The organism is Saccharopolyspora sp. NPDC000359, assembly GCF_040300525.1.
Classification (GTDB): domain Bacteria; phylum Actinomycetota; class Actinomycetes; order Mycobacteriales; family Pseudonocardiaceae; genus Saccharopolyspora.
Map to the genome: position 1 here is coordinate 1 of NZ_JBEPDU010000003.1, position 13,017 is coordinate 13,017.

Sequence of the window (13,017 nt, forward strand, 5' to 3'; positions counted from 1 at the left end):
TGTCACATGCGGTGCGGGGCGGCGGACCTTCCCGCCCGGCGTTCGGGCGCGGTCCGGCGCCCGGCGGGGGCGGCACCGGGGTGTACGAGGTCGGCAGGTCGACCTTGCGCCCGCTGTCGGCCGAATCGTCCGAATCCCCGCTCAGCCGCTTGGACAGCAACGAGCCGTCGTCATCGTCGTCGTCGAACGACGGCGTCCACGCGCCGGTGCGCTCCTGCGCCGACTCGCCCTCGGGCCACTTCGCGGGCACCGCGGGCTGCTGCTGGGTCTCCTGCGCGTCCGGGTTACCGCCCGGCCACTGCTGGTTCGGCGGGCGCTGCGGCGGCGGAGGCGGCGGGGGGCCCTGCCGCGGGCCGGGCCGCGGTTCCTCGCTCGGCCACGCCGGACCGCCCGGACCAGGCGGTGGTCCGGGGCGCTGCGGCGGGCGCGCCTGGTCACCGGGGCGCGGCGGACCGGGGCGCTGGGGCGGGGGTGGCGTGCCACGACCGTCGGGCTGGGGCTGCCTTGAGTGGCGGCCTGGGGAGTGGTCGTCACGCTCGTCGTTCACGAGTGGGCCTCCAGGACTTGGCGCCGGGGCGACGCCGGGTGATGCGTTACGTCGGGGTTGCGCCGCACCGGGCGCGCGGCCGTGTTCGGGGGCACGACCGGGTTCACTCCGCCGCAGTCTTGCGCCGGGAACGCCGCTCGTTCAAGCCGCCGGTTCCCAGGACGTACGACTGCACCAAGTGGTTCCAATTACATGTGCGGCATACCTCTACGACGTGGACGGTGAACTCCTCGTGCACGGCGGCCATCCGGTCCAGCTCCTCAGGTGCCCGCGCCGAACCCGACGCGTGCTTGAGGGCGTCGCCGAAGACCCAGGAGACCAGGGTCAACGGCTCCTTCCTGCAGACCGGGCAGGTCACCCCGCTCGGTTCGCCGTGGAACTTCGCCGCCCGCAGCAGGTACGGGTCGGCGTCGCAGACCTCCATCACCCCGACGCGGCCAGCGTGGACCTGCGCGAGCAGCGCCCTGCGCTGCAACGCGTAGTCGACCACTTGCCGTTGGGTCCGCACGACCACAGGGTACGTGTCGGTGACGACTCCTCCATGCGCCGTTCAGGGCAGGCGCACCCACCGACCGCCACGTGCAGTGACGACGGCCACCTCAGCGCCGCTCGATCGTGGTCGCCGATATATCGGCGCGATATACTCCGCCGGGTGGCCTAGGCGGCGGCGCGCACGGCGCGCAGTCCGGTTCCGCACGAGGCCGCCGGTGATTTCGGCCGAGGAGGTGCGATGCTCGAACTCGCCGTGCTCGGACTCCTGCACGAGGCCCCGATGCACGGCTACGAGCTGCGGAAGCGGTTGCACGGCACACCCGGTGCCTTCCGCGCGCTGTCCTGCGGATCTTTGTACCCGACGTTGCGCAGGCTCCTGCGCGCCGGACTGATCGAGGAACAACCCGAGGAGTCCGACGCGCGCGGGTGGGGGCGGCGGGCCCGCCGCGTGTACCGGATCACTTCGGCCGGCGAGTTCCGCTTCACCGAGCTGGTCGGCGACTGCGGGCCGCAGGCGTGCGACGACACCGCGTTCGGCGTGCACATGGTGTTCTTCTCCCGCACCCCGGCCGAGGCGCGGCTGCGGATCCTGGAGGGTCGGCGCCGCCGCGTCGAGGAGCGCCGGGAGGGCCTGCGCAGCGCGCTGGCGCAGGACGACCGGTTCGACCGCTACACGCGGGAGCTGCACCGGCTCCGCCTGGACCACAGCGAGCACGAGGTTCGCTGGCTCGACGAAATCATCGAACACGAACGCGCCGAGCAGGCCGCTGCGGCGCGCGAGCAAGAACTGCAAGGACACGACAGATGACCAAGAAGGAGGGCCCTGCCATGGGCGGAGATCGGCCCGGTCGTACGGTGCGAGTGGCGATCGTCGGCGTCGGGAACTGCGCGGCATCGCTGGTGCAGGGCGTCCACTACTACGCCGATGCCGACCCGGGCAGCCGGGTACCCGGCCTGATGCACGTCGAGTTCGGCGAGTACCACGTGCGCGACGTCGAGTTCGTGGCGGCGTTCGACGTGGACGCGAAGAAGGTCGGCCGGGACCTCTCCGAGGCCATCGTCGCGAGCGAGAACAACACCATCAAGATCGCCGACGTGCCGCCGCTGGGCGTCACCGTGCAGCGCGGTCACACCCTCGACGGCCTGGGCCGCTTCTACCGGGAGACCGTCGAGGAGTCCGACGAGCAGCCGGTCGACGTCGTGCAGGCGCTCACCGACGCCCAGGTCGACGTGCTGGTGTCCTACCTGCCGGTGGGCTCGGAGGAGGCCGACAAGTTCTACGCGCAGTGCGCCATCGACGCCGGGGTGGCGTTCGTCAACGCGCTGCCGGTGTTCATCGCCTCCGACCCCGAGTGGGCGCAGAAGTTCACCGACGCGGGCGTGCCGATCGTCGGCGACGACATCAAGTCGCAGGTCGGGGCGACCATCACCCACCGGGTGCTGGCCAAGCTGTTCGAGGACCGCGGCGTGCACCTGGACCGCACGATGCAGCTCAACGTCGGCGGCAACATGGACTTCCTGAACATGAAGGAACTGGAGCGGCTGGAGTCGAAGAAGACCTCCAAGACGCAGTCGGTGACCTCGCAGGTGGACCGGGACCTGGGCAAGCGCAACGTGCACATCGGCCCGTCGGACTACGTGCCGTGGCTGGACGACCGCAAGTGGGCCTACATCCGCCTGGAGGGCCGCGCCTTCGGTGACGTGCCGCTGAACCTGGAGTACAAGCTCGAGGTCTGGGACTCGCCGAACTCGGCGGGCATCATCATCGACGCGATCCGCGCGGCCAAGATCGCCAAGGACCGCGGCATCGGCGGCCCGATCCTCTCGGCGTCCTCCTACTTCATGAAGTCCCCGCCGGAGCAGTACTCCGACTCCGCCGCCTACCAGGCGGTCGAGGACTTCATCGCGGGCGGGACCGACCGCTGACCCGATCGGGGCACTGGAGGAGGGCACCTCTCGTCGGCTGAGTCGGCGAGGGATGCCCTTCATCCCGGTCGAGGGTCAGTGCTGTAGTTGCTGCTCTGCTCTGGCCAGGACCGAGTGGACCGGGGCGTGGCCGTCGGTGGTGACCCAGGACACCCGGAGGCCCGGGCGGACCCGTCGGCGGCCGATGCGCATCGGCCAGCCCGCCACCTCGCGGGCCTGCTCGGCGATCGCCTCGCCGGTGCCGCTCGGGTGCTCGGCGACCACCGCGAACTCGTCACCGCCGTAGCGGGCCACGGTGTGCTCGTCGGCGAGCCCCTCCCGCAACCGCCCGGCCAGCGTGGTCAGCAGGTCGTCGCCGCGGTCGAAGCCGTGCTCGGCGTTGAACCGCGCCAGCTGGTGCACGTCGACCAGCACCAGCGTGGACAGCGTGCCGCGGCTGCGCGCCCGCACCAGCGACTGCTCCAGGCGGTCCAGCAGCAGGACTCGACCGGGCAGCCCGGTCAGCGGGTCCAGCAGGCCGCGGCTGTGCGGGACGTCGGTGTGCACCGGTTGCAGCAGGATCAGCACGCGGCTGCGGCCCTGCACCCGCACCGCGTGGTAGTCCGCCCAGATGCGGCTCAGCGGCTGGCCGCTGCGGGCGATCACCATCGGGGTGGACAGCGGGGAACCGGCGCGCAGCACCTGCCCGGCCAGCTCCGCCCAGTCCGGCATCGCCGCGCCGGTCTCGTCGCGCAGGTGCCAGCCCGCGGGCCGGGCGCCGGTGAGCAGGTCGGACTTGGCCAGCTGCATGAGCTCAGCGGCGACGTCGTTGGTGGCCAGCACCTGACCGCGCTCGTCGGTGAGCAGCACACCGATGTTGAGCCCGCTGATGTTGTCGTCCCACACCGACGCCAGCTGAGCTGATGCGGCCACGTCGACGACGCTCATTCGGCCCCCTCCTCCCCACCAAACGGAGCAGTCCGTCTGAGCCTCCCCCTCCGGCAAGGCCGTTTTCAAGAGCACAGCGGCCACCCGTAATGGTGGTATTCACGCAGGGCAGATAACGCTCAGTCAGCTCCTGGCGATCCACTTCTCGAAGGTTCACCTCGCCGATCGGCCCTTGATGATTCGAGCAGGTGAAACATCCGCAGTGGTGCCGGTCCCAAACGGCCCCCGCGTCGACCCCCACCGGCCCCCGGATCTCTACGCTGTCCGGGGGCGACTGCTCAGGCGAGGAGGACGGACGAATGCCGGTGACCGGGAGCGCGCGAACCCCGCTGGCGGACCGGTTGCGCGAGCATCGTGCGCTGCTGGCGGTCATCGCGGTCGCCGAGCTGATCGCGATCGTGGTCGTGTCGACGGTGAACACCCACGACCACATCGACGGCGAGGTGTACCGGCTGGGCGCGCAGGCGCTGCTGGGCGGGCGCGACCTCTACAACAACCTGCCCGCGACCGAGTCCGGGCTGATGCTGCCGTTCATCTACCCGCCGTTCGCGGCGATCCTGTTCGCCCCGCTGGCGCTGGTGCCCAAGGCCGCCTCCACGGCGGTGATCATGCTGGTCAGCCACCTCGCGCTGCTGACGACGCTGTACGTGGTGCTCAGGGCCGCGCCCTTCCTGCGGGCGCACCAGGAGCGGGTGCTGCTGGTCACCGCGGCGGTGCTCCCGCTGGCCACGATCAGCGAGCCGGTGCTGGAGACCATCACCTACGCGCAGATCAACATCGTGCTGATGGCGCTGGTCGCGGTGGACTGCCTGTGGCGGGTGGACGGGGCGAAGAAGCTGCCCTACCCGCGCGGGCTGCTGATCGGGCTGGCCGCCGGGATCAAGCTGACCCCGCTGGCGTTCCTGCTGCTGCCGCTGCTGCGCCGGGACGTCCGGATGATCGCCACCGCGCTGCTCACCTTCCTCGGCACCGCGCTGCTGGGCTTCGCGCTGACCTTCGACAACGCCCGGCGCTTCTGGCTGCAGGAGATGTTCGCCAGCAGCAACGTGTCGTTCGGCCCGAAGTTCACCGGGGACGCCTCGGTCTACGCGGGCAACCAGTCGCTGCGCTCGCTGCTGACCAAGATCGGGGTGCCGCAACCGACCCTGGTGCTGGCCACGCTCGCAGTGGTCGTGCTGGTGCTGGCGGTGCTGGGGATGCGGCACGCGGTCCGGCAGCGGGACCTGCCGACCGCGGTGGTGATCAACGGCGTGCTCGGGCTGCTGGTGTCGCCGATCTCGTGGTCGCACCACTGGGTCTGGGCGATCCCGGGGTTGGTGCTGCTGGTCGGCGCGGCGTGGGCGCGGCGGGACTGGGCGCTGCTGCTGGGCGCCGCGCTGATCACCGGGTTCTTCATGATGGGCCCGCACTGGAAGGTGCCGCAGGGCAAGGGCCTGGAGCTGACCTGGAACCTGCCGCAGAACCTGATCGGCAACGCCTACGTCTACTTCGGGCTGGGCTTCCTGCTCTACAACGCGGTCCTGTGGTGGCGCGCCCGGCGCTCCCCCGCCGTCGAGGGCGCCCCGGCGCCCGAACCTCCGCTCACCGCTCAGGCCCGGTAGACGCGAAAAACCGGGGCGGGAGCTCGCGCGCTCCCGCCCCGGTCCCGTCCTCGCGGATCAGATGCGGCTGAAGACGATCGTGTCCGCGTTGTCGAAGCCGCGCGGCGAGCCGTCCTGGGTCAGGCCGGGCAGCGGCAGCGTCTGGTCCTGCACCGCGGTGATGTCCGGCAGGCCGCCGCCGAGCACCGGCAGGGCCATCGCACCGGCGCGCGGCGCCGGGGCCGGGCGCAGCGGGCTCTGGGTGACGAGCTTGTCCACCGGCGTCGCGGCCTGCAGCTCGTCGACGACCTCCACCGCGACCGCCGACCGCAGCGGCGCGTCGGTGAAGCTCACGGTGCGCGGACCCGGGTCCTCCAGCGCGGCGGCGATCCGGTTCACGGTGGGCACCGAGGTCTGCCCGCCGCCGAGCGCGTTGAGGTTGCCGACCACCGGCAGCGGGGCTTGCACGCCCGGGGACTCGCTGCGCGGTGCGGTGCCCGGCGCCTGGCTCAGCTCGACCAGGGACAACCCGCTGAGGTCGGGCACCTCGTTCGCCTTGGCCTGCAGCTCGCCCGGCACCTCCAGCGGCACGAACTCGGCGCGCGGGGTCGGCAGCGGCGCCACCGCGGACAGCGCGTGCACCAGCAGCTCGCCCGGGACGGTGTGCAGCTGGTTGCGCAGGCCCGGCAGCTCGGCGGAGGTCAGGTCCACCTGGTCCGGGGTGAGCAGGCCGCCCGGCGGCGGGGTGAGCACGCCCTCCCACAGCTCGACGATGCCGTTCGCCGGGCCGAAGCCGTCGAAGTAGACCAGGTCGTCGTGCGGGGTCAGCAGATCTGCAGGGACATCCAGGACCGCACCAGCGCGAAACGTCCCCTCGTCGAGGGCGGCCGCACCTCCTCGGATCACCTCGCCGATGGGCCCGGCCCAGCTCAGCGAGCGGTGGAAGCCCTCGGCCGGGGTGACCGGCCGGTTGCCGTCGAACGGCGGCAGGCCCGCCAGCTCCAGCGGGCGGGCGTCCGCCGGGTCGGCGACCCAGCCCGCCAGGTGCAGCGGGGCGACCGGCGGCGCGGTGTGCCAGCCGCGCAGCGCGGGCATCTCCTGGGTCATGTCGTTCTCGATGGCGGGCAGCAGGTCCCGCACCGGGTCCAGGGTGCCGGCCAGCGCCGTCACCTGGTGCGCGGCGCGGGACTCGACGAGCGGCGCGTTCAGCTGCGCGTGCTCGGGGAACAGGTCACCGGCCTGGCAGCGCCCGTCGGCGCCGAGCGCGTTCGCCGCCTCGCCCAGCGGCGAGCTCGAACGCTCCGGGCAGGCCTGATCAGCGGATGCGACGCCGCTGCCGACGGCCAGCATCCCACCGGTGACCAACGCGGCTTGCACACCGCGCTTCGCCCAAGTCTGCATGGATTGCTCCTTCACGAGGTGTCCCCTGCGGGGAGGGATTGCGAGCGCCACGCCGCCGACCGGGTGCGTGAGCGCGGCGGCGGGCAGTTGCGGGAATTGCCTTCGGGGGCGCGCGGCGGGGTGCGCCGCACCAGCGGGGGCCGCGCGCTCAGTCAGGAGTGGTTCCGGGCTGCGGCTCGGGGACGCTGACCAGCGTTCCCGCGAGGTCGCAGGCGGGCGCCCCGGCGAGGGCCGGGACGCGGACCGGCGCGGCTGGGTACCAGCCGAGCGCGGTGGTGTTGTGGTGCGGCCCGTCGGTGGCGCCGCCGCAGCCGGGCGCGCCCGGGGCGGAGGGCAGCACGAAGGGCGCGGAGCGGACCGGGACATCCGGCTGCGCCGGGGGCTCCTCCGGTGCGGGCGCCGCGAACCCCTGCGGTTCGGCCGGACGCGGCGCGGGAGCGGGCTCCGCGGTCCCCGGTGCCGGGTGCTCGGCGGCCGGTGGCGCGGCGAGCGGCGGCTGGACGGGTTCCGCCGGTGGCGGTGGTGGCATTCCCGGACCGCTGTCGGTTGCGGTGTCCGGGGTGCTGGTCTGCGGGGTGGTGACGCCGAGCGCGTCGCTGGCGACCTGCTCGACCTCGGCGGCGGGCTGCTGCAGCACCTCGGTGACCGGTTCGGCCGCGTCGAGCAGCTCCTCGGCCGGGCCGGAGCTGATCAGCCGCAGCGGGTCGAGCCGGGTGAGCGAGAACTCCGTGGGACCAGACCGGCCGGTCTCCGGGGACCCGGCCGCGGCGCGGTCCGCCTCGGCCTCGGCCGCGGGCTGCTCCGCCGCGTCGGCGGGACCGTGGTCGAGCAGCCAAGCCGCGGAGGTTCCGGCCACCGTCGCGCCCGCCACCACGAGCGCACGGCCGAGCAGCCGCCACGGTCGGGCGGCTCCCATCGTGCGGTCGCGGCCGGACATCTCGGGGCCAGAACCTCCTCGGCTCAGCGGTGACTCCCCACAGGACTCGATCTCCTGCTTGCCGTGGCGCACTCTCTCAGGACAACCGCCGCAGGCGTAAGCGCTGGGCGACAGCTTCGCTACATCGTGTTACTGCTGTACGCGGGTTGTTGCGGGCTGTGGTCACCTGCCCCTCGGTGGTCGCGGTCGGCGCTACGGTGATGGGGTGAACGACCTCAAGATCGCCGAACGGGACGATGCGGCCAGGGCGATCCCGCGCGTGCTGCGGGTTTCTGCCGCGCTGAGCTGGCGGGTGCTGGTAATCCTTGGCGCGGTGTACGTGCTCGGCCTGGTCATCGGGCGGATCTACGTCGTCGTGATCCCGGTGGCCATCGCGATGCTGCTGTCCGCGCTGCTGGCCCCGGTGGTGGCCGGGCTGGCGCGGCGCGGCGTGCCGCGCGCGCTGGCGACCGCGCTGGTGCTGGTCGGCGGGCTGGCCGTCGTCGGCGGGGTGCTCACCTTCGTGATCAGCGCGTTCATCGAGGGCTTCCCGGACCTGCAGCGGCAGGTCATCGCCTCGCTCACCGCGCTCAAGGTGCAGCTGGCCGAGGGCCCGCTGCACATCAACGACGCCCAGATCGACAACTACCTGCAGCAGGCGCAGGACTGGCTGCAGGCCAACCAGGCGATGCTGACCAGCGGTGCGCTGTCCACCGCGGGCACCTTCGGCAACTTCCTGACCGGCCTGGTGCTGGCGCTGTTCACGCTGATCTACTTCCTGCACGACGGCCGCCGGGTGTGGCTGTTCGTGATCAAGCTGGTCCCGGGGCACGTCCGGCACAAGGTGGACGTGGCGGGCTGCCGCGGCTTCGAGTCGCTGGTCGGCTATGTGCGGGCGACCGCGCTGGTGGCGGTGGTCGACGCGCTGGGCATCGGGCTGGGCCTGGTGATCTTCGGGGTACCGCTGGCGATCCCGCTGGCCGCGCTGGTGTTCCTCGGTGGTTTCGTGCCGATCGTCGGCGCGGTGGCCTCGGGCTCGGTGGCGGTGCTGGTCGCGCTGGTGACCAAGGGCTGGGTGACCGCGCTGATCGTGGTCGGCGTGGTGCTCGTGGTGCAGCAGGTGGAGGGCAACATCCTGCAGCCGCTGCTGCTGGGCCGCGCGGTGCGGCTGCACGCGCTGGCCGTGGTGCTGGCGATCAGCATCGGCGCGGTGGTCTCCGGCATCGTCGGCGCCCTGCTGATGGTCCCCCTGGTGGCGGTCCTCAACGCCTCGATTCGCTCCCTGGTCGACGAGGAGGAAGAACCCGCAACCCCCGAGCAACCCCCCGCCGAGGAAACCCCGGACCCCCCGGAAACCGACGAAGAACCCGAACCCACCCCCACCCCCGACCGCTGACCCCCAGCACCCCACCAACCGGCACAGGACCCGAGCGCCAGGCGCCGAGCGACCGCGCAGTTTCAATTGAAACTGCGATCTCCCCTGGGTGCGGTTCCCAGTTTCAACTGAAACTGCGGCCTCCCGCGGGCGGCAGGGGGTGCAGTTGCCACTGGAACTTGGCCTCCCGTGGACGGGTGGGGGTGCAGTTTCAATTGAAACTGCGGATCCGCGTGGGTGCTGAGCGCAGTTTCAATTGAAACTGCGGGTTGGATGCGGGAGCCGAGTTGGTTCGGGGTGGGCCGACTGGGTGCTGGTGTTGGTGTGGTTTCGGCGGACGTCGTGGGTTGGTCAGGCGAGGGTGACGGCGTTGCGGCCTGCCGACTTCGCCGCGAGGAGGGCCGCGTCGGCCGCGATCAGCAGGTCGGGGAGCTGGTAGCCGAAGCGGGTCGTGGTGGCCACGCCGATGCTCACCGTCAGGTCGTCGATCTCGCGGAGCTGCCCGCCGGTGTCCCGGGCGGGCACCGACAGCGCCGCCGTCGAGCGCCGGATCCGGTCGGCCACCGCGCAGGCCAGGTCCGCGCCGGTCGCGGGCAGCAGCACCACGAACTCCTCGCCGCCGAACCGGCCGACCACGTCCTCCCGCCGGACGCTGCTGCGCAGCATCATCGCGACGGCGGCCAGCACGGTGTCCCCGGCCAGGTGGCCGATCTCGTCGTTGACCCGCTTGAAGTGGTCCAGGTCGAGCACCAGCAGCGAGACCGCCTGGTTGCGGGCCTGCGCGCGGGCCAGCTCGGTGCGCGCCAGGCGCTCCCAGTGGGCCACGTTGGCCAGCCCGGTCTTGGCGTCGTGCTGCGCCGAGCGCCGCCACTGCGGCAGCTGCCCGGCCAGGTCCAGCAGCACCATCGGCGGACCGGCGAGCAGCGCGCTCGTCGGCTCGCGGCTCATCGCCACCGCCAGCAGCCCGCCGAGGCTCGCCGCGACGATGCCCAGGAGCACGTCGATCGGTTCGCCGAGCACGTGCTGCCGCGGCGCCTCCGGGTTGCGCAACCGGAGCCCGACGGCGACCAGCAGCGCGCGCACCAGCAGCAGGACCGCCCCGGCCAGCACGAACTGCACTGCGCCCCACGAGGGTTCCGCCCAGCCGATGGCGAGCCGCGCGGACAGCGTCGCGATCGTGGTCGCCGCCGTGGTGAACAGCCAGCGGTGCAGCTCCGGGCGGCCGTCGAGGACCCCGTGCAGGGTCGGCCCGAGCAGCAGGAGCACCAGCAGGTTGGGCGGCAGGACGAGGATCCCGGTGGCCAGGTAGGCGATGTGCAGCGTCCACGGGTTGCGCCGGACCTGGCGCTTGACGTTGATCGACACCGAGGTGACGACGATGACCGTGCCTGAGATGGCGGCCAGCATCACGAAGCTCAGCAGGTCCTGCTGGCGGGCGTCGCGACTGGTGCCGACCACCAGCGCGATCAGGACCAGCGCCACCGCCTGGACGGACAGCACGTAGGCGATCGCCGCGGGCCTGAGTCGCCACAGCAACCAGTCGCCCATCCGATCACCTCCCGTGCGCAGCCTTGCACAGCGAGTGGTTCGGGTGGTGTCCGCCACCCGGATGCCGGGTGATCATCGTCATGAAGCCGAGACCATCCGGCCCAACACCAACGCGGCACACCCTTCTCGGTGATCACAAACACTCAGCGTGGTCGATCCGGCGGTCTCCGCGAACCGTCCGGTACGGCAGGATGGGCCGCTGGGAAGGAGCGAACTTGGACAGTCCGCCGTCGAACGAACCGCGGGTGACCGACGGTCGCTCGCCGCTCTGGCGCGGGCACAACGTCTTCCGCGTCGTGACGTTCCTGTACGCGTGCGCCTGGGTCGCCGCCCAGTACCACGAGTACCAGCGGGCCTGGCTCGCCATCGTGGTCATCGTGCTGATGGGCGTGTGGACCGCGTTCACCGTCTGGCGCTACTCGAAGCGGAGCGGGCGCACCAACCTGCTCGTCGCGATGGACCAGGTCGTGGTGACCACGCTGTTCATGAGCAACGAGTTCATCCTCACCGAGGAGCAGATGGCGGCCAGCGACCCGACGGTGGTCACCGCCTGGCACCCGACGATGATCACCGCGGCCGCCGCGCAGTGGGGCATGCCCGGTGGGCTGGTCACCGGGGTCTTCGCGGCCGGCTGCAACTTCCTGCTCCGCTGGAAGACCAGCCCGGACATGGCGCTGGACACCGTGCTGCTGATCGGCGTGGGCACGGTTATCGGGATCGCCGCCAGCAGTGCCCGCGACACCACTGCGCGCCTGGCCCGCGCGCTGCGCGCGGAGGCCGCGACGGCCGAGCGCGAGCGGCTGGCCCGCGACATCCACGACAGCGTGCTGCAGGTGCTGGCGCGGGTGCGCCGCCGCGGTGGGGAGCTGGGCGGGGAGGCCGCCGAGCTGGCGAAGTTGGCCGGGGAGCAGGAGATCGCGCTGCGCGCGCTGGTCGCCACCACCCCGCAGGAACCCACCGAGAACGGCGAGACGGACCTGGCCGCGCGGCTGCAGGTGCTGCGCACCGGGCGGATCCACGTGTCGGTGCCGGGCAACCCGGTGCTGCTGGAGGAGCCGTTGTGCTCGGAGCTGTTCGCCGTGGTCCGCGAGTCGCTGGCCAACGTCGACAAGCACGCCGGGCCGGATGCCCAGGCCTGGGTGCTGCTGGAGGAGCTGCCGGACGAGGTCGTGCTCAGCGTCCGCGACGACGGGCCGGGCATCCCCGAGGGCCGGCTCGACGAGGCGGCCGCCGAGGGGCGGCTCGGGGTGGCCAAGTCGATCCGCGGTCGGGTGGCCGGTCTAGGTGGCACGATCACCTTGGACACCGAGCCCGGCGAGGGGACCGAGTGGGAGATCCGGGTTCCCCTGCCCGTTGCCAAACCGGCCAAGCGCCGCAGAGGAGGAGAGCGATGAGCGAGCCGCCCGTGTCCGTGATGGTCGTCGACGACCACCCGATGTGGCGCGACGGGGTTGCCCGCGACCTGACCGAGCGCGGCTTCGAGGTGCAGGCCACCGCCAGCGACGCCGCGTCCGCGCTGCGCATCGCGCGGACCGTCAAGCCCGACGTGGTGCTGATGGACCTCAACCTGGGTGACACCTCCGGGGTGACCGCGACGCTGCAGATCACCCAGGAAATCCCGGGCACCCGGGTGCTGGTGCTCTCGGCCAGCGGGGAGCACAGCGACGTGCTGGAGGCGGTCAAGGCGGGCGCGTCGGGGTACCTGGTCAAGTCTGCTTCGGCGGAGGAGTTGGTGGACGCGGTGCAGCGCACGGCCGCCGGGGACGCGGTGTTCACCGCTGGGCTGGCCGGGCTGGTGCTCGGGGAGTACCGGCGGATGGCGATCACCCCGGACTCGGAGACGCAGGCCCCGCAGCTGACCGACCGGGAGACCGAGGTGCTGCGGCTGGTCGCGAAGGGCATGACGGCCCGGCAGATCGCCAAGAAGCTGGTGATCTCGCACCGCACGGTGGAGAACCACGTCCAGTCCACCCTCCGCAAGCTCCAGCTGCACAACCGGGTGGAGCTGGCCCGCTACGCGATCGAGCACGGCCTCGACCAAGAGGCGTAGGCCACCCGCAGAGCGCGTTCGCGCTGGTCACGAGCCCCGCAGCCGATCATCGGCGTGCGGGGCTTCTCATTGGGTGAGGGGTTTCCGGTGTGGGATTTTCCGGATTCACCCGATCCATCTAGGAAAGCTCTTGTCCGGACCGGGTTTCCCCTGGTCGGGTGCAGAACACGCAGCGTCATCGCTGGACCGGGCGGCGGGGTGGCGACTCCGCGTGACGCGCTGGTGACGGCCCGGTGACGGGTCTCTGGCGTACTC

At 72.1% G+C, this 13,017-nt stretch carries 11 protein-coding genes and 1 pseudogene; 6 read left to right on the forward strand and 6 right to left on the reverse strand.

Features of this window, described 5'->3' with window-relative positions; all coding sequences use genetic code 11:
* A pseudogene (locus tag ABT324_RS03095) lies at positions 1 to 547 on the reverse strand (hypothetical protein); the annotation flags it as partial.
* Positions 548 to 650: 103 nt separating this feature from the next.
* Positions 651 to 1,055, reverse strand: a complete 405-nt coding sequence (locus tag ABT324_RS03100) for a DUF5318 domain-containing protein (protein WP_351170728.1) — start codon at positions 1,053 to 1,055, stop codon at positions 651 to 653.
* A gap of 222 nt (positions 1,056 to 1,277) precedes the next feature.
* On the opposite strand from ABT324_RS03100, the gene ABT324_RS03105 reads away from it, so the two are divergent.
* Positions 1,278 to 1,847, forward strand: a complete 570-nt coding sequence (locus ABT324_RS03105; RefSeq protein ID WP_351170731.1) for a PadR family transcriptional regulator — start codon at positions 1,278 to 1,280, stop codon at positions 1,845 to 1,847.
* Between the two features lie 20 nt (positions 1,848 to 1,867).
* Positions 1,868 to 2,965 carry an inositol-3-phosphate synthase gene (locus tag ABT324_RS03110; protein ID WP_351171256.1) on the forward strand — a complete coding sequence of 366 codons (1,098 nt, stop codon included), beginning with the start codon at positions 1,868 to 1,870 and terminating at the stop codon, positions 2,963 to 2,965.
* 75 nt (positions 2,966 to 3,040) lie between these two features.
* Here ABT324_RS03110 and ABT324_RS03115 read toward each other — a convergent pair whose 3' ends face one another.
* The gene (locus ABT324_RS03115) at positions 3,041 to 3,892 is read right to left on the reverse strand and encodes a sensor domain-containing diguanylate cyclase (protein WP_351170734.1); all 852 of its coding nucleotides are present in this window, start codon (positions 3,890 to 3,892) and stop codon (positions 3,041 to 3,043) included.
* 299 nt (positions 3,893 to 4,191) lie between these two features.
* Between ABT324_RS03115 and ABT324_RS03120 the strand changes: the two genes are divergently transcribed.
* The gene (locus tag ABT324_RS03120; protein ID WP_351170736.1) at positions 4,192 to 5,493 is read left to right on the forward strand and encodes a glycosyltransferase 87 family protein; all 1,302 of its coding nucleotides are present in this window, start codon (positions 4,192 to 4,194) and stop codon (positions 5,491 to 5,493) included.
* A gap of 57 nt (positions 5,494 to 5,550) precedes the next feature.
* Here ABT324_RS03120 and ABT324_RS03125 read toward each other — a convergent pair whose 3' ends face one another.
* Together ABT324_RS03125 and ABT324_RS03130 are read right to left on the reverse strand one after the other, a co-directional pair.
* The gene (locus tag ABT324_RS03125) at positions 5,551 to 6,873 is read right to left on the reverse strand and encodes a hypothetical protein (protein ID WP_351170739.1); all 1,323 of its coding nucleotides are present in this window, start codon (positions 6,871 to 6,873) and stop codon (positions 5,551 to 5,553) included.
* A 148-nt stretch (positions 6,874 to 7,021) separates the two neighbouring features.
* Positions 7,022 to 7,810 (reverse strand): hypothetical protein, encoded by a 789-nt coding sequence (locus tag ABT324_RS03130; RefSeq protein WP_351170742.1) that lies wholly within the window; start codon positions 7,808 to 7,810, stop codon positions 7,022 to 7,024.
* 205 nt (positions 7,811 to 8,015) lie between these two features.
* Between ABT324_RS03130 and ABT324_RS03135 the strand changes: the two genes are divergently transcribed.
* Positions 8,016 to 9,185, forward strand: coding sequence for an AI-2E family transporter (locus ABT324_RS03135; RefSeq protein ID WP_351170745.1), 1,170 nt, complete (start codon positions 8,016 to 8,018; stop codon positions 9,183 to 9,185).
* A gap of 330 nt (positions 9,186 to 9,515) precedes the next feature.
* Here ABT324_RS03135 and ABT324_RS03140 read toward each other — a convergent pair whose 3' ends face one another.
* Positions 9,516 to 10,712: a GGDEF domain-containing protein gene (locus ABT324_RS03140; RefSeq protein ID WP_351170748.1), complete on the reverse strand. Its 1,197-nt coding sequence runs from the start codon at positions 10,710 to 10,712 to the stop codon at positions 9,516 to 9,518.
* A 215-nt stretch (positions 10,713 to 10,927) separates the two neighbouring features.
* Between ABT324_RS03140 and macS the strand changes: the two genes are divergently transcribed.
* Both macS and ABT324_RS03150 read left to right on the forward strand, forming a co-directional pair.
* Positions 10,928 to 12,106, forward strand: coding sequence for a MacS family sensor histidine kinase (gene macS / locus ABT324_RS03145; RefSeq protein ID WP_351170751.1), 1,179 nt, complete (start codon positions 10,928 to 10,930; stop codon positions 12,104 to 12,106).
* Positions 12,103 to 12,762 carry a response regulator gene (locus tag ABT324_RS03150; protein ID WP_351170754.1) on the forward strand — a complete coding sequence of 220 codons (660 nt, stop codon included), beginning with the start codon at positions 12,103 to 12,105 and terminating at the stop codon, positions 12,760 to 12,762. Before macS ends, ABT324_RS03150 begins: the two co-directional genes overlap by 4 nt.
* Positions 12,763 to 13,017: the final 255 nt, after the last annotated feature.

Excerpts from the sequence above, each read along its gene's own strand:
- ABT324_RS03110 (WP_351171256.1), top strand. The coding sequence starts at position 1,868 with ATGGGCGGAGATCGGCCCGGTCGTACGGTGCGAGTGGCGATCGTCGGC.
- ABT324_RS03120 (WP_351170736.1), top strand. The coding sequence starts at position 4,192 with ATGCCGGTGACCGGGAGCGCGCGAACCCCGCTGGCGGACCGGTTGCGC.
- ABT324_RS03140 (WP_351170748.1), bottom strand. The coding sequence starts at position 10,712 with ATGGGCGACTGGTTGCTGTGGCGACTCAGGCCCGCGGCGATCGCCTAC.
- ABT324_RS03130 (WP_351170742.1), bottom strand. The coding sequence starts at position 7,810 with ATGTCCGGCCGCGACCGCACGATGGGAGCCGCCCGACCGTGGCGGCTG.
- ABT324_RS03150 (WP_351170754.1), top strand. The coding sequence starts at position 12,103 with ATGAGCGAGCCGCCCGTGTCCGTGATGGTCGTCGACGACCACCCGATG.
- ABT324_RS03115 (WP_351170734.1), bottom strand. The coding sequence starts at position 3,892 with ATGAGCGTCGTCGACGTGGCCGCATCAGCTCAGCTGGCGTCGGTGTGG.
- ABT324_RS03105 (WP_351170731.1), top strand. The coding sequence starts at position 1,278 with ATGCTCGAACTCGCCGTGCTCGGACTCCTGCACGAGGCCCCGATGCAC.
- ABT324_RS03125 (WP_351170739.1), bottom strand. The coding sequence starts at position 6,873 with ATGCAGACTTGGGCGAAGCGCGGTGTGCAAGCCGCGTTGGTCACCGGT.